The organism is Sphingomonas sp. CFBP 8760 (assembly GCF_014841615.1).
Taxonomy (GTDB): Bacteria; Pseudomonadota; Alphaproteobacteria; order Sphingomonadales; family Sphingomonadaceae; genus Sphingomonas.
Window position 1 is genome coordinate 170609 of the sequence record NZ_JACYUG010000004.1, and the last position, 14797, is coordinate 185405.

The window sequence follows — 14797 nt, forward strand, 5'->3', positions numbered from 1 at the left end:
GCGATCACGCGCCCAGACCCCACAGGCTGGCGAGGCCGAGGAACGCGAAGAAGCCCATCGTGTCGGTCATCGTCGTCACGAACACCGCCGACGATACCGCCGGATCGATCCGGAACCGGTCCAGCGTCACCGGCACGATCACCCCCGCCAGCCCGGCGACGAGGTTGTTGATGACCATCGCCAGCGCGATCACCAGCGACAGGTCGCGGTTGCCGAACACCACGAACGTGCCCACGCCGATCAACAGCCCCAGCGACAGGCCGTTGGCCGCCGCGATGCGGAATTCGCGCACGATCATCCGCACCGTGTTCGACGAGGTCAGCTGGTTGGTCGCCAACGCGCGCACCACCACCGCCAGCGTCTGCGTGCCGGCATTGCCGCCCATGCCCGACACGATCGGCATCAGCACCGCCAGCAGTGCGAACCGCGCGATCGTATCCTGGAACAGCCCGACGACGCTGGCGGCGAACATCGCCGTGCCGAGGTTGACGACCAGCCAGGTCAGCCGCGTCCGCACGGTGAAGCGGATCGGTTCGTTGATGTCGCCCTCGCCCGCGCCCGACAGGCGCAGTACGTCCTCGCCCGCCTCCTGCTGGATGATGTGGACGATGTCGTCGACGGTGATCATGCCGACCAGCCGGCCGGCGCCGTCGACCACCGCGGCGGAGATCAGCGCGTATTTCTGGAAACGGAGCGCGACCTCCTCCTGATCCATGTCGACCGGGATCAGCGTCTGTTCGCGCTGCATCACGTCGGCGACGCTGACCCATTCGGGAGTGCGCAATATCCACGACAGCGCGCAGGTGCCGACCGGCTTGTGCTGCGGATCGACGACGAAGACTTCCCAGAAGTCGGTGGTCAGTTCCTGCGCGCCGCGCAGATACGCCATCACGTCGCCCACCGTCCAATGCTCGGGCACCGCGATCAGCTCGCGCTGCATCAGGCGGCCGGCGGATTCCTCCGGATAGGACAACGCCTCCTCGATCGCGGCGCGATCGTCGGGGTCGAGCGCGCGCAGCACCGCGCGCTGCTCGTCCTCGTCCATGTCCTCGATGATCGCGACCGCGTCGTCGGTGTCGAGTTCGGCCGCCAGATCGGCGACCTCGGTCGGCGACAGCGCATCGATCAGGTCCTCGCGGACGTAATCGTTCATCTCGGCGAACACGTCGCCGTCGAGCAGTTCGGCGACCGCGCGGGCCAGCGCGGCGCGATCGGGTTGCGGGGTCAGCTCGAACAGGTCGGCGATGTCGGCGGGGTGGAGCGGCCCGACCAGCGCGCGCGCCTCCTCGTCGTTGCCGGCCGCCACCGCGTCCAGCACCGCGCGGATGAATTCGGGACGCAGGTGGTCGTCCTCGTCCAGTTCGTTTTCCGGCAGTTCGTTCTCGGTATCGATCGTGTCGTCGGGGGCCAGCTCGCTGTCGACCATCGCCGCCTCCCTCATGGTGTGCAGGCCGCGGCCCTACCGTGCCCGGCCAGCCGCGACAAGTTTGCCAGCGTCCCCCCGCATCCCTATCTGGCGCGCAACGTTAAGGCGTTCACCAATTCCCCAAAGGAGCTTCCCTCATGGCCGATATCCCCGACACGCTGATCCTGACGCTGGACGGCGGCGACGTGACGATCAAGTTGCGCCCCGATCTCGCCCCCAACCACGTCGCGCGCATCGTCGAGCTGGCGAACGACGGCTTCTACGACGGCGTCGTGTTCCACCGCGTGATCCCCGGCTTCATGGCGCAGGGCGGCGATCCCACCGGCACCGGCATGTCCGGTTCCGACAAGCCCAACCTGAAGGCGGAATTCTCGGCCGAGCCGCATGTGCGCGGCGTCTGCTCGATGGCGCGCACCAACCAGCCGGATACCGCGAACTCGCAGTTCTTCATCGTGTTCGACGACGCCCGCTTCCTCGACAAGCAGTACACCGTCTGGGGTCAGGTGACCGACGGCATGGAACTGGTCGACGCGCTGCCCAAGGGCGAGCCCCCGCGTGAGCCGGGCAAGATCGTGAAGGCCCGCACCGCCTGACGACCCGACCGGACACCGTATCTCGTCCGCGGGATACGTCCGGCCCGCACCGCCCCGCCGCGCAGGGATGCACGGCGGGGCGTTTGCGTTGAAACCCCCGCGCCTTCCGTGCGTTCGGCCAACATGACATTTTTGTCATGTACGATATCGGCCAATATGGGCCGGACCGTTCGCAAGGAGAGCATGATGACCCGTATTCTCGCCGCCGGGGCGGCGCTCGCGCTCACCGCGCTGGCGCCGCTTGCCCCCGCTTTCTCCAATCCCGTCCTTTCCGTCGATCACGCGCTGCGGGTGGATCATCACGCCGGCCCCGTCGACGCCCGCTACCGCGGCGACGTAAAGATCCGCCAGCAACAGGTCGGCGCGGTCGGCCCCGGCGGCCGCCCCTCGACGCTGCGCTGCACTTGGGCGGGCGACATGACCGTTGCGCGTGAGGCGCGGACGGCATCGGGCGCGATGATGACGCGTGTCGTATCGCGCGATGCGGTCGTCACCGGCAGCCATGTCGGCTGGTGCGGTTCGCAGCGCCGGGCGATCGCGGCGCAGATCGCGGCGCGCCGCGATGCGCTGGACCGTCATCTCCAGGCGGTGGCGCGGGAGGATCATCAGGTCCTGCGCGCCGAACTGGATCGCTTCCACGGTAACGTCGACGTCGGATGAGGCATATTCCGGGAATGAGACATATTCTGGCGGTGATGACGGGCGCGACGACGGTCGCCGCGCCCGCGCTGGCACAGGTGTCGCCGACGCTCGGCGTCGAGGCGACGACCGACGAACGCCGCCGCGGCCTCAGCTGGAGTGAGGGGCGGGCGTCCGCGTCGGGTGACGTGCTGCTGCCGGTCGGCCCGGTCGATGCGTCCGCGCGGATCGCCGCGATACGCGGATCGGGCCGGCACGGCGGCGCCGATGCGGTGCTCGATCTGGGCGTGGGCACGGGCTGGGACGTCGGCGCGATCCGGTTGCGGGCGACCGTGACGGGACATCTGTTCACGGGGGCGCGCGGCGGAATGGATTATGTCGAGGCGGGCGGCACCGCCAGCTATGGCATCGGTCCCCTGCGCATGACCGGCGGCGCGATGCTGGCCCCCTCGCAAGCCGCGATCGGCGGCAGCAACCTCCACCTCTTCGCCGATGCCGATGCCGGCATCCCCGGCACCCCGGTCACGCTGGTCGCGGGCATCGGCCATTCGTCGGGCGGGGTCGGCGATGCCGTCCGGGCGCCCGCCCGTGCGCAACGCCTGCGTCCCGGCGGCGACTATACGAACTGGCGGCTGGGGATCGAACACCGCCAAGGGCCGCTGACGCTGGCGCTCGACTATACCGGCACCGATGTCCGGCGCGCCGATGCCTTCGGCCCCTTCGCCGATGCGCGCCATGCCGGCGACCGCATCCTGGGCCGGGTGCAGTTCGGCCTGTAGCAGTTCGGCCTGTAGCGGGTCTGCCTGTGGCGGATCAGGCCTCGCGTTCGTCGGTCAGCGTGAACAGCCAGTCGTGGAACATCTTCACCGGCCGGGTCTGCATCGCGCGCGGGCGGCACACGAACCAGTGGCTGTATGGGCTCTCCACCTCGATATCGGGGAACAGGCGGACCAGGCGGGGGTCGTTGGCGTGGTTGAAGTGACTGGCATGCATGAAGGCGATGCCCAGCCCCTGCGCCGCCGCCTCCAGCATCAGTCCGCCCGAATCGAACAGGTCGACCGCCATCGGTTTCAGCGGGCCGATGCCGGCCGCGCTCGACCAGGCGCCGATCGTGTCGGGCATCTCGCGATGGAGCAGCGCGGTCTGCCCGGCCAATTGCGACGGATGCGCGATCGGTCGTGGCCCCTCGATCAGGTGGCGCGCGCCGATGACGTAGACCGAATTGCGGTCGAAGCGCCGCGCGTAAAGCGCCGGATCGATCTCCCGCCCCAGCGCGATCACCGCGTCCAGCCCGTCGCCCAGCCGCGCGATGCCATGCCCGGCGGTGTCGATGTCGAGGTGCAGTTCCGGATGCGCCTGTCGCAACGCACCCAGATGCGGGAACAGCCGCTGCGCCGCGAACAGCGGCAGCACGCCCAGCCGCAGCCGCAACAGGCCGGACCCCACCGTCATCGCCTCCACCGCATCGGACAGCTGGTCGAGCACGGGCGCGATCTGCACCAGCAGCCACTCGCCATCCTCGTTCAGCACCATCGCCTGATGGCGGCGGGCGAACAGCGGCTTGGCGATGAAGCGTTCGAGCGACTGGATGCGTCGGCTGAGCGCGGGGGCGGAGAGCGACAGCTCCTCGGCCGCGGCCTTGATCGAACCCAGCCGTGCGACCTGCACGAACGCCTCGATCGATCCCAGGGGTGGCAGCCTTCGCATATCTCCTCTCCCGTCGTCCGATGTGCCCGCCAATTGTCAGACATGCAATCGCGATATCGCTTTTCGCACTTGCAGCATAGACCAACATGGATCAGAAAGGGCGTGCCTTTCAGGCATCCTCTCCTAAAAACTTCACGGGCTGGCGGTTTCGCTGGCCCTTTTTTTGTGCGCGGCGCATGGCGCCAGCCCCTCGCGCCATCGCATCCGGCTTCCTACCTGACGGGTTCGACGCCCGAAAGGATGCCTGATGGCCGATACCGATACTCCCCCACGCAAGATCCAGGTGGCGAACAGCCGGCCGGAGGATTCGGGCCGTGGCCTCGCCCACCTGCCGCGCACGCTGATGGCGGCGCTGGGCGTGGGCGAGGGCGACGTGATCGAGATCGTCGGCAAACAGTCGACGCCGGCGCGCGCGGTCGGCCCCTATCCGGAGGACGAGGGGCTCGACCTGCTGCGCATCGACGGCTTGCAGCGCGCCAATGCCGGCGTCGGCTCGGGCGATTTCGTCGAGGTGCGCCGCGCCGAATCGAAGCCCGCCACCCGCGTCGTCTTCGCGCCCGCACAACAGAATCTGCGCTTGCAGGGATCGTCGAACGCGCTGAAGCGCACCTTCCTAGGCCGCCCTTTCTGCCAGGGCGACGTGGTGGCGACCGCGGGGCACCAGCGCGTGGCGGACATGCCGCCGACCGTGCAGCGCTTCATGAACGCCCCTGCCTATGCGTTGCAGGAAATCCGGCTTCAAGTCGTCTCCGCCAGTCCCAAGGGCGTCGTCCATATCGACGAGAATACCGAGATCGAGCTGCGTCCCGAATATGAGGAGGTGCGCGACGCCCGCCGCGCCGACGTGACGTATGACGATATCGGCGGCATGGCGGCGACGATCGACAATCTGCGCGAGATGGTCGAGCTGCCGCTGCGTTACCCCGAACTGTTCCAGCGGCTGGGCGTCGATCCCCCCAAAGGCGTGTTGCTGCATGGCCCGCCCGGCACCGGCAAGACGCGGTTGGCCCGCGCGGTCGCCAACGAATCGGACGCGCAGTTCTTCCTCATCAACGGGCCGGAGATCATGGGCTCGTCCTACGGCGAGTCCGAAGGCCGGCTGCGCGAGGTGTTCGAGGAAGCGGCGAAGGCCGCGCCCTCCATCGTGTTCATCGACGAGATCGATTCGATCGCCCCCAAGCGCGGCCAGGTGCAGGGTGAGGCGGAGAAGCGCGTCGTCGCGCAGCTGTTGACGTTGATGGACGGGCTGGAGGCACGCGCCAACCTCGTCGTGATCGCCGCCACCAACCGCCCCGAGGCGATCGACGAGGCGTTGCGCCGTCCCGGCCGGTTCGACCGCGAGATCGTGGTCGGCGTGCCCGACGAGCGTGGCCGCCGCGAAATCCTCGGCATTCACACCCGCGGGATGCCGCTGGGCGACAAGGTCGACCTCGCCGAGCTCGCGCGGACCACCTATGGCTTCGTCGGTGCCGATCTGGCGGCGCTGACCCGCGAGGCGGCGATCGAGGCGGTGCGGCGGATCATGCCGAAGCTGAACCTTGAGGAACGCACCATCCCGCCCGAGGTGCTCGACACGCTGTCGGTGACGCGCGAGGATTTCCTAGGTGCCCTCAAGCGCGTGCAGCCGTCGGCGATGCGCGAGGTGATGGTGGAGGCACCGCGTGTCCGCTGGGAGGATGTCGGCGGGCTCGACGATGCGCAGATGCGCCTGAAGGAAGGCGTCGAACTGCCGCTCAAGGACCCGGACGCGTTCCGGCGGCTCGGCATCCGGCCGGCGCGCGCCTTCCTGCTCTACGGCCCGCCCGGCACCGGCAAGACGCTGCTCGCCAAGGCGGTGGCGCGCGAGGCGGAGGCGAACTTCATCGCCACCAAGTCGAGCGACCTGCTGAGCAAATGGTATGGCGAAAGCGAACAGCAGATCGCCCGCCTGTTCCAGCGCGCGCGGCAGGTGGCGCCGACGGTGATCTTCATCGACGAACTCGACAGCCTCGTCCCCGCGCGCGGGTCCGGCGCGGGCGAACCGCAGGTGACCGAGCGGGTGGTGAACACCATCCTCGCCGAGATGGACGGGCTGGAGGAGCTCCAGTCGGTGGTGGTGATCGGCGCGACCAACCGGCCCAATCTGGTCGATCCCGCGCTGCTGCGGCCGGGCCGGTTCGACGAGCTGATCTATGTCGGCCTGCCCGATACCCCGGGGCGGCTGCGCATCCTGAAGATCCAGACCGCCAAGATGCCGCTCGCCGCCGATGTCGATCTGGAGGAGGTGGCGCGCCGGACCGAACGGTTCACCGGCGCCGACCTGGAGGACGTGACGCGCCGCGCCGGTCTGGTCGCGCTGCGCCGCTCGCTCCAGAGCACCGAGGTGACGATGGCGGATTTCGAATCGGCCCTCACCGAATCGCGCGCCAGTGTCACGCCCGAAACCGAGCGCGATTACGAGCAGATGGCCGCCCGCCTGAAACAGGATGCCACCGCGGTCCAGCCGATCGGTTTCATCAGCCCCGGCCAGTTGACGCCGCGAGGCAGCAAGGGGGAGTAGACCCCGCCTCATCCGTCACCGCGAGCGTAGCGAAGCGATCCCGTGCGTTGTGGGTGCGGCCCGCCACGCTCGCGGTGACGGACCAGCCGCAAACATCATCCGCGATCCCGCGCCCACCGGTATGACCGCCCGACCGTCGTCACCGCCACTTCGTAGCGGTCGTACCACTCCGCCCGCCCACCGTCGCGGATCGCGGCATGGTCGGGGTGCGCGCGCCATGCCAGTGCCGCCGCCTCGTCCGCCCACCAGCTGACGGTGATGCCGAACCCGTCCGCCCCGCGTGCGCTGTCGACGCCGCGATAACCGGGCTGGAGGGCGGCCAGACGATCCATCGCGATGGCGGCGGCGGCATAATCCGCTTCACCATCACTGCGTCGCTGCGATGAAAAGATCACCGCCACCTGTCCCGTCCGGTCGGTCATGCCCCCTGGAATACCCCATCGCCGTAGCGGCAGGGAAGGGGAAGTGCGGGGTCGGCGGTGCCCCATCGCGGGGCGGTCTGTCGCACGATTGAAACCCTATCCCTTGCAACACGTTCGGCACCTGTGCGACGGAGGGGTCAAGACCTCGCCGTTCGTGTGGGGACCACGATCGACAGGATTTCGATGGCAAGCTCGACCTCCGCCGCCCGCCGCGTGCGCCGCCCCGCCGGAATTCCTTCCCCGGCACAGATGTTCTTCCAGGGTTTTCTCAAGCACCCGGTGATGGTGGGATCGATCATCCCGTCGTCCGACAAGCTGATCCGCAAGATGCTGGACCGGGTGGACTGGGCCAATTGCAAGCTGTTCGTCGAATACGGCCCCGGTGTCGGCACCTTCTGCCGTCCGATCCTGGAACGCATGGCGCCCGACGCGACGCTGATCGCGATCGACACCAATGCCGACTTCATCCGCTATCTCGATGCCACGATCGTCGATCCGCGGTTCCAGCCGGTCGAGGGGTCGGCGGCCGATGTCGCGACGATCATCGCCGAACGGGGGTTCGCTGCGGCGGACTATATCCTGTCGGGCCTGCCCTTCTCCACGCTGCCCCCCGGCGTCGGCCCGGCGATCGCGGCGGCGACGCACGCCACGCTCAATCCCGGTGGTGCCTTCCTGGTCTATCAGTTCAGCCCCAAGGTGAAGGACTTCCTGGTCCCGCACTGGCAGCGGATCGACCACGACATGGAATGGTGGAACGTGCCGCCCGCGCAGTTGTACTGGGCCTGGAAGGACTGAGCGCAGACGCGGCCACGCCCGCGTCGGTGCCGCCCGGCGGCAGCGCGAAGTCCGGCCGGCGGGTCGGCATCGCCGATCCCGTCCGACGTAAAGACGGCGGCTTTGCCGTCGTACCTTTCCCCATCGTCGCACACACGATGAAGCGGTTCAGCGCTACGTGGACCATCATGATCGCGTCACCACGCTCACCGTGACGGCGTGACCTATTCGTCGATCCCGAAATTCAGACCGCGCGACACGCTGGGATCGATCACCCCCAGCATCACATACGCCCCGAACTGCTTCACCCGCTGCCACCAGCCCGTCTCGCGCCGGTACACGTCGGGGGTCACCGCCTGCGATTGTGCGATCTCGCCATCGACATAGGCGCGCACATGATTGGCAAAGGCGGCATCGTCGATCCGCAGCATCAGTTCCAGATTGATGAACAGGCTGCGCATGTCGAAATTGGCCGAACCGATATGCACGATATCGTCGATCGCATAGAGTTTGGTGTGCAGCTTGGTCGGCAGATATTCGAACAGTTGCACCCCCCGCTTCATCAGCCCGGCATAGGTGAAGCGCGCGGCGGCGATCGTGGCGTTGTTGTCGGACCGGGCGGCGGTGACGATGCGGACCCGGTGGCTGGCCCGGCCCGCGCGCTCGATCCGGCGCAACAGCATCGGGCTGGGCAGGAAATAGCCTGCCACCATGTCGATGTAGCGTCCCCTCGCCATGTCGTCGCGCACCGTTCGCGCCCAGGGTGACAGCCGGCGGGTGGGGCCGCCGATCAGCCAGCGCATCCGGCCATGCCGTTCGCTGAACTGCGCCAACGACCGGTTGATCGGGCCGACGCGCAGCTTGGGATGTTCGATCGCGGCGCGCAGGGCGTCGAAATAGCCGCCCATCCGCGCCGCCGCCGGCCCTTCGACCAGCAGCCCCAGGTCGCGCCACGCCTTGTCCGCGACGGTGCCGAAGTAATCGTCCTCGACGTTGAAGCCGCCGATGATGATCCGCGGATTCTCATCGGCATCGGCCAGCGCCAGTTTCTGATGGTTGCGCAGTAGGTAACGCCGCCCGAACGAGGGCGTGAACCAGCACACATCGACCCCGGCGGCACGGATGTCGTCGAAAAACGAATCGTCGGTGCCGTCGCTGCCGAACCCGTCGACGACCACCGCCACCGTCACCCCGCGCCGGGCCGCCGCCGCCAGCGCCGCGTTGATCCGCCGGCCGGTGTCGTCGTCGGCGTAGATATAATAGAGGATGCGCAGCGAATGGCGCGCGCCGTCGATCAGGTCGATCAACGCCCGCAACCGTCGCGGTCCGGTGTCGAGCAGCGTCAGCCGGTTGCCATCGACGGTGAACACCGGTTGTTCGGGCATGTCGTCCGCAGCCGGGCGGGCAGGCGGGGCAGGCGCCGGCGCTGCGCCGTCGGGCAGGGGCGGGGTACGGTCGGACACCGGCATAGTCTCACTACGCACGGGCGGGGCGGGTTGATCCATGTCACCTTGCCGACGCCAACCTTGATTTTCACCGGCTCTTGCGCTATCCGCCGCCATTCTCCTGATTTCAGCGTTTTGAAGGACACGGCATGGCGCGCGTCACCGTCGAGGATTGCGTCGACAAGGTTTCCAACCGGTTCGACCTCGTGTTGTTCGCGGCGCAGCGGGCACGCCAGATTTCGGGTGGCGCCGATCTGACGATCGATCGCGATCGCGACAAGAACCCGGTCGTCGCCCTGCGCGAGATCGCGGAAGAGACGGTCCGTCCCGATCACCTGCAGGAATCGGTCGTCACCTCGTTGCAGAAGGTACGGGTCGACGACGATGACGAGGTCGATGCCGTCGGCTCGCTGTCCGCGCAGGCGGAGGCACTGCGCCTCACCGCTGCCGCGCCGCCGCGCAACCAGAATCTGGGTGCCGACTACGACGGCTNCGTCAGAACGGGATGACATGAGATTGATCCGGATGTTCGTCATGGCGAGCGTAGCGAAGCAATCCAGGGCGTCCTGGTCCGGCACTGGATTGCTTCGCTACGCTCGCCATGACGGATCAACCTCATGTCATCCCGCTCTAGCGAGGGAATCTGGCGCGAGGCATGGTAGCCCCTGACGTGCCTCGCCACGCTGACGACGCCGGGATCGGCCGGGCCGATGTCATCCCGCCGGCCGTACCGACCCCGGGCTGTCCTACACCGGCGTGCCCCGCTACGATCGCGCCACGGCCACGTCGCCGCCGCTCTTTCGCATCGTCGGTCACACGCCTGAGGCACCCCCTGTAGGATGCGACTTTCGCGACGTTAGCGTGACTTTTCAGTCCGCGTCGTCTGGCACCGGATCGTTCGCCGTCCGCCCCTTGAAACCTTGCGCGATCACATACCATTCGGACGAATCCTTGCGGCTGGCCGGCGGCTTGGCATGTTTTACCGTCTGGAAATTGCGCTTCAGCGTCGCCACCAGATCATTGTCGGCGCCACCCGCCAGCACCTTGGCGACGAACGCGCCGCCGGGTTTCAGCACGTCGCACGCGAATTCCACCCCCGCCTCGACCAGCGCCATGGTGCGCAGGTGATCGGTCTGGGGATGGCCGACGGTATTGGCCGCCATGTCCGACAGGATCAGGTCGGCAGCGCCGCCCAGCGCCTCCTGCAACAGGCCCGGTGCCGTATCGTCCATGAAATCGAGTTGCAGGATCGTCGCGCCGTCGATCGGGTCGACCGGCAACAGGTCGATCCCGACGATCGTCGCCGCCGGCACCTGCCGCCGTACCACCTGCGTCCAGCCACCCGGTGCGATGCCCAGGTCGATCACCCGGCGCGCGCCCTTCAGCAGCCCGAATCGCTCGTCCAGCTCGATCAGCTTGTATGCCGCGCGGCTGCGATAGCCCTCCGCCCGCGCCTTGCGGACATAGGGATCGTTCAACTGCCGCTCCAGCCACCGCGTCGATGCCGCGGTGCGGTTGCGCGCGGTCTTCACGCGCGTCCGTCCGCCCGATCCACCCCTGCTCATGTCTTGTTCCTCATGTCGCCGTCTTCATGGCCGGCGCTCGCCCATCAGGCGGCGCAGAATACCCTCGCGGATGCCGCGATCGGCGATGCCCAGCCGCTCGGCCGGCCACAGGTCCATGATCGTCTCCAGGATCGCACAGCCCGCCACCACCAGATCGGCGCGCTCGTTGCCGATGCACGCCACCTCGGCCCGCTGCGCGATCGACTTGCCCGACAGCGACCGGCTGATCTCGCGCATCGCCGCCGCCGGTGCGACCAGCCCGTCGACCGCCGATCGGTCGTAATGGCTCAGGCCCAGATGCACGCTGCCCAGCGTCGTTACCGTGCCGCTGGTGCCCAGCAGCCGCGGCTGGTCGACCCGGGGCAGCCGCGCCGCGAACGGCGCCATGCTGGCCGCCGCCAGCGCCCGCATCTCCGCATAGGCCCGTGCCAGCGCGGCCGGGTCGCCATTGCCGGCGGCGCCGGCCCGCTCCGTCAGCGACACGACGCCCCATGGCGCCGAATGCCAGTCGAGCACGCGCGGCTCCGGCCCGGCGGTGTCGACCAGCACCAGTTCGGTCGATCCGCCGCCGATGTCGAACACCAGCGCGGGGTCGCTGCCCGGCTCGATCAGCGCGTGGCAGCCGAGCACCGCCAGCCCCGCCTCTTCCTCCGCCGAGATGATGTCGAGCCGGATGCCGGTTTCGGCATGGGCGCGCTCGATGAAATCCGCGCCGTTCGCGGCGCGCCGGCACGCCTCGGTCGCGACCGATCGGGCGAGGACGACGTTGCGCCGCTTCAGCTTGTCCGCGCACACGCGCAGCGCCGCCAGCGTCCGCTCGATCGCCGCATCGCTCAACCGCCCGCTCGCCGCCACGCCTTCGCCCAGCCGGACGATGCGCGAAAAGGCATCGACCACCGCAAAGCCCGACCCCTGCGGCCGGGCGATCAGCAACCGGCAGTTATTGGTGCCCAGATCGAGCGCGGCATAGGCCCGCGCATCGCCCCACCGGCCGCGGGGCGGCCGGTTCGGCGCCGGACGGGCAGGGCGATCCTGCCGGTACGGCTCTCGGGCGGAAACATCCCCCATCGCCGTGATACTTTCCGTTCGTGTTCTGCCGTCACGACCGCAAGGATGCGCCCGCTCGGTGTCTGCCCCCAACGTAGCGCTCCCCCGGCCCGACGACAAGCGGCGTCGATTCCCCCGTTGACACCGCGCCCCGCCCGGCCTAGAGGCGCGCTTCGATTGCCCGATCCTCTAATGGTAAGAGAGCGGACTCTGACTCCGTCAATCAAGGTTCGAGTCCTTGTCGGGCATCCATATTTCCCAGATATTTTGACAGGTTAGGGTCCTCATCGGGGGCCGGCACCGGTATTTTGCGCCCCTATCGCTTTCCGGTCGAATCCGATGATTTTCGTCCATCGGCCGGGGCGACCGGTCTGTTCACGCGACACGGTTTTTCCATGGCAAACGTGGACGGCAAGCCGTCGACTGCTATGATTTGAGGCATCGGTAGGGGGTGGCGTAGGTCGGCCGGAACAGTACGCTACTGTCCACCAATGGTCGCTGCTATCTGGTAAGCAACATGGGGGCCCCTGCGGGGTGATCATCACAACCCATCACAGGAAAACGTAACAACCTCTACTGCCTGTAGCAGGAGAAATGGTGCCCAGAAGAGGACTCGAACCTCCACGACCTTGCGATCGCCAGCACCTGAAGCTGGTGCGTCTACCAATTCCGCCATCTGGGCACGGGGTAGGTGGCGGGCTTTAGGGGCGGTGCAGGAGCCTTGTCAACAGCCGTTGTGATCGGCAAAGGCCAGAAAACCGCATCGGGATGCAAATCATGAAGAACAAGCTGGTGACGCTGATCGGCGGCGGAGGGTTCGTCGGACGCTATGCGGTCCGGGCGCTGCTCAATGCCGGCGCGCGGGTACGGGTGGCGCAGCGCGATCCGCGCCATGCCTGGTTCCTGAAGACGCAGGGTGGCCTGGGCCAGACGCAGTTCGTCGCCGCCGACGTGACCCGGCCCGACACCGTGGCCCGTGCCGTCGCGGGCGCGGACGTGGTCGTCAACCTGGTCGGCGTGATGGGCGGGGCGATGGACCGCGTCCATGTCGACGGCGCCCGCACCGTCGCGGTGGCGGCGGCGCGGGCCGGCGCCGGGGCGCTGGTCCATGTCTCCGCGATCGGGGCCGACCCCGGCAGTGCCGCCGCCTATGGCCGCAGCAAGGGCGAGGGCGAGGCGGCGGTGCGCGAGGCATTCGCACAGGCGACGATCCTCCGCCCCTCGATCGTGTTCGGGCGCGAGGACCAGTTCGTCAATCGCTTCGCCGGGATGATCGCGGCCAGCCCGGTGGTGCCGGTGCTGCGCGCACCCGTCCGTTTCCAGCCGATCTTCGCGGGCGACCTGGGCGAGGCGATCGCCGTGGCGGCGGGCGATCCCGGCCGGTTCGGCGGCCATGTCTACGAACTGGGCGGCCCCGACGTGATCTCGATGGGCGAACTGATCCGCTTCATCGCCGATGCGATCGGGCGTTCGCCGCAGGTGCTGGAACTGCCCGATGCGATCGGCGCGCTGCTCGCCAAGGTGCCGGGCGGGCCGATCACGCGCGACCAGTGGCTGATGCTCCAGCAGGACAATGTCGTGGGCGCAGGGGCGGAAGGGCTGGCCGCGCTCGGCGTCGCGGCCACGCCGCTGGCCGCCGCCGCGCCGGAATGGCTGGTCCGGTTCCGCCAGCAGGGCCGGTTCGGCCGTCGCACCGTCGAGCAGGCGTTGTGACGCTTTCCCCGTGTCCGGAGCATGGCCGTTGACCGATTATCTCGTCGCCATCCTGCTCGGCATCGTCGAAGGGGTGACGGAATTCCTGCCCGTCTCGTCGACCGGGCATCTGGTGCTGGCGACCGAACTGATGGGCTATGACGCGTCGCGCTGGGCGGTGTTCAACATCGCGATCCAGCCGGGTGCGATCCTCGCCATCGTCGTGCTGTACTGGCGCACCTTCATGGCGGTGCTGGCGGGATTGGTGAAGCGCGAGCCGAACTCGGTCGCGTTCGTCCGCAATCTGCTGATCGCGTTCGTGCCGGCCGTGGCGCTGGGGCTGGCCTTCAACGACCAGATCGAGGCGTTGCTGGAAAACGCCGTCGTGGTGGCCTGGGCCCTGATCGTCGGCGGCGTCGCGATCCTGATCGTCGAGCGGCTGGCCAAGACGCAGGCCGTGGGCGGCATCGCCGGCGTATCCGCCATCCAGTCCGCGAAGATCGGGGTGGTCCAGTGTCTGGCGATGATCCCGGGGGTCAGCCGGTCGGGCGCGACGATCATGGGGGCGATGTCGCTGGGCATCGATCGCCGCACGGCTGCCGAGTTCAGTTTTTTCCTGGCTTTGCCGACCCTGACGGGAGCGACCGTGCTCCAGATGGTCAAGCATCGTGACGCGATCACCGGGGCGGGGCTGGAACTGATCGCGATCGGCTTTGTCGTGTCGTTCGTCGTCGCGCTGGTGGTGGTGAAGGCCTTCATGGCGGTGGTCACGAAACACGGATTCGCGCCCTTCGCCTGGTATCGAATCATCGCCGGAGCACTGGCCCTGCTGTTCCTGTACGGCAGGTAGGTCCGCTTCGGTTACTAAATTCAGGCCCCTTCTTTTTATTGAGGGGGCCTGAGCGGGGATTTCCTGTAAATAGGTAAGTAATGCTTACTTGAGGTCGA

General features: G+C 68.0%; 14 protein-coding genes and 2 tRNA genes. 9 read left to right on the forward strand and 7 right to left on the reverse strand.

Annotated features, from left to right (window positions below):
* Positions 1–4: 4 nt before the first annotated feature.
* Positions 5–1426, reverse strand: coding sequence for a magnesium transporter (mgtE, locus tag IFT82_RS07210; protein WP_244646574.1), 1422 nt, complete (start codon positions 1424–1426; stop codon positions 5–7).
* A gap of 137 nt (positions 1427–1563) precedes the next feature.
* On the opposite strand from mgtE, the gene IFT82_RS07215 reads away from it, so the two are divergent.
* The 3 genes from IFT82_RS07215 to IFT82_RS07225 all read left to right on the forward strand — a co-directional run bounded on the left by IFT82_RS07215 (position 1564) and on the right by IFT82_RS07225 (position 3437).
* Positions 1564–2019, forward strand: coding sequence for a peptidylprolyl isomerase (locus tag IFT82_RS07215; protein WP_192125655.1), 456 nt, complete (start codon positions 1564–1566; stop codon positions 2017–2019).
* 183 nt (positions 2020–2202) lie between these two features.
* Positions 2203–2679: a hypothetical protein gene (locus IFT82_RS07220; RefSeq protein ID WP_244646575.1), complete on the forward strand. Its 477-nt coding sequence runs from the start codon at positions 2203–2205 to the stop codon at positions 2677–2679.
* Between the two features lie 14 nt (positions 2680–2693).
* Entirely contained in the window at positions 2694–3437 is a 744-nt protein-coding gene (locus IFT82_RS07225) for a TorF family putative porin (RefSeq protein WP_192125657.1), read from the forward strand.
* A gap of 34 nt (positions 3438–3471) precedes the next feature.
* Here the strand turns inward: IFT82_RS07225 and IFT82_RS07230 are convergent, their stop codons facing one another.
* Positions 3472–4365 carry a LysR substrate-binding domain-containing protein gene (locus tag IFT82_RS07230; protein ID WP_192125658.1) on the reverse strand — a complete coding sequence of 298 codons (894 nt, stop codon included), beginning with the start codon at positions 4363–4365 and terminating at the stop codon, positions 3472–3474.
* Between the two features lie 247 nt (positions 4366–4612).
* On the opposite strand from IFT82_RS07230, the gene IFT82_RS07235 reads away from it, so the two are divergent.
* Positions 4613–6904, forward strand: a complete 2292-nt coding sequence (locus tag IFT82_RS07235) for a CDC48 family AAA ATPase (RefSeq protein WP_192125659.1) — start codon at positions 4613–4615, stop codon at positions 6902–6904.
* Positions 6905–6999: 95 nt separating this feature from the next.
* Here the strand turns inward: IFT82_RS07235 and IFT82_RS07240 are convergent, their stop codons facing one another.
* Complete coding sequence (locus IFT82_RS07240; RefSeq protein WP_192125660.1) at positions 7000–7326, reverse strand: antibiotic biosynthesis monooxygenase family protein; 327 nt, start codon at positions 7324–7326, stop codon at positions 7000–7002.
* A 183-nt stretch (positions 7327–7509) separates the two neighbouring features.
* Between IFT82_RS07240 and IFT82_RS07245 the strand changes: the two genes are divergently transcribed.
* The gene (locus IFT82_RS07245) at positions 7510–8121 is read left to right on the forward strand and encodes a class I SAM-dependent methyltransferase (RefSeq protein ID WP_192125661.1); all 612 of its coding nucleotides are present in this window, start codon (positions 7510–7512) and stop codon (positions 8119–8121) included.
* 203 nt (positions 8122–8324) lie between these two features.
* On the opposite strand, the gene IFT82_RS07250 is transcribed toward IFT82_RS07245, so the two are convergent.
* Entirely contained in the window at positions 8325–9485 is a 1161-nt protein-coding gene (locus IFT82_RS07250) for a phospholipase D-like domain-containing protein (protein ID WP_192125785.1), read from the reverse strand.
* Between the two features lie 209 nt (positions 9486–9694).
* Here IFT82_RS07250 and rpoZ point away from each other — a divergent pair.
* Positions 9695–10037: DNA-directed RNA polymerase subunit omega (gene rpoZ, locus IFT82_RS07255; protein ID WP_192125786.1), on the forward strand; the 343-nt coding region annotated here is incomplete at its 3' end.
* A gap of 377 nt (positions 10038–10414) precedes the next feature.
* Here rpoZ and IFT82_RS07260 read toward each other — a convergent pair.
* Positions 10415–11110, reverse strand: coding sequence for an RlmE family RNA methyltransferase (locus tag IFT82_RS07260; RefSeq protein ID WP_192125662.1), 696 nt, complete (start codon positions 11108–11110; stop codon positions 10415–10417).
* A gap of 24 nt (positions 11111–11134) precedes the next feature.
* Entirely contained in the window at positions 11135–12178 is a 1044-nt protein-coding gene (locus IFT82_RS07265; protein WP_192125663.1) for a Ppx/GppA phosphatase family protein, read from the reverse strand.
* 157 nt (positions 12179–12335) lie between these two features.
* Between IFT82_RS07265 and IFT82_RS07270 the strand changes: the two genes are divergently transcribed.
* Positions 12336–12409, forward strand: a tRNA-Gln gene (locus IFT82_RS07270).
* 343 nt (positions 12410–12752) lie between these two features.
* On the opposite strand, the gene IFT82_RS07275 is transcribed toward IFT82_RS07270, so the two are convergent.
* Positions 12753–12839: transfer RNA gene (locus IFT82_RS07275), tRNA-Leu, on the reverse strand.
* 95 nt (positions 12840–12934) lie between these two features.
* Here IFT82_RS07275 and IFT82_RS07280 point away from each other — a divergent pair.
* Entirely contained in the window at positions 12935–13870 is a 936-nt protein-coding gene (locus IFT82_RS07280) for a complex I NDUFA9 subunit family protein (protein WP_192125664.1), read from the forward strand.
* Positions 13871–13898: 28 nt separating this feature from the next.
* A complete protein-coding gene (locus tag IFT82_RS07285) occupies positions 13899–14699 on the forward strand; it encodes an undecaprenyl-diphosphate phosphatase (protein WP_192125665.1) in 801 nt (266 codons plus the stop codon).
* Positions 14700–14797: the final 98 nt, after the last annotated feature.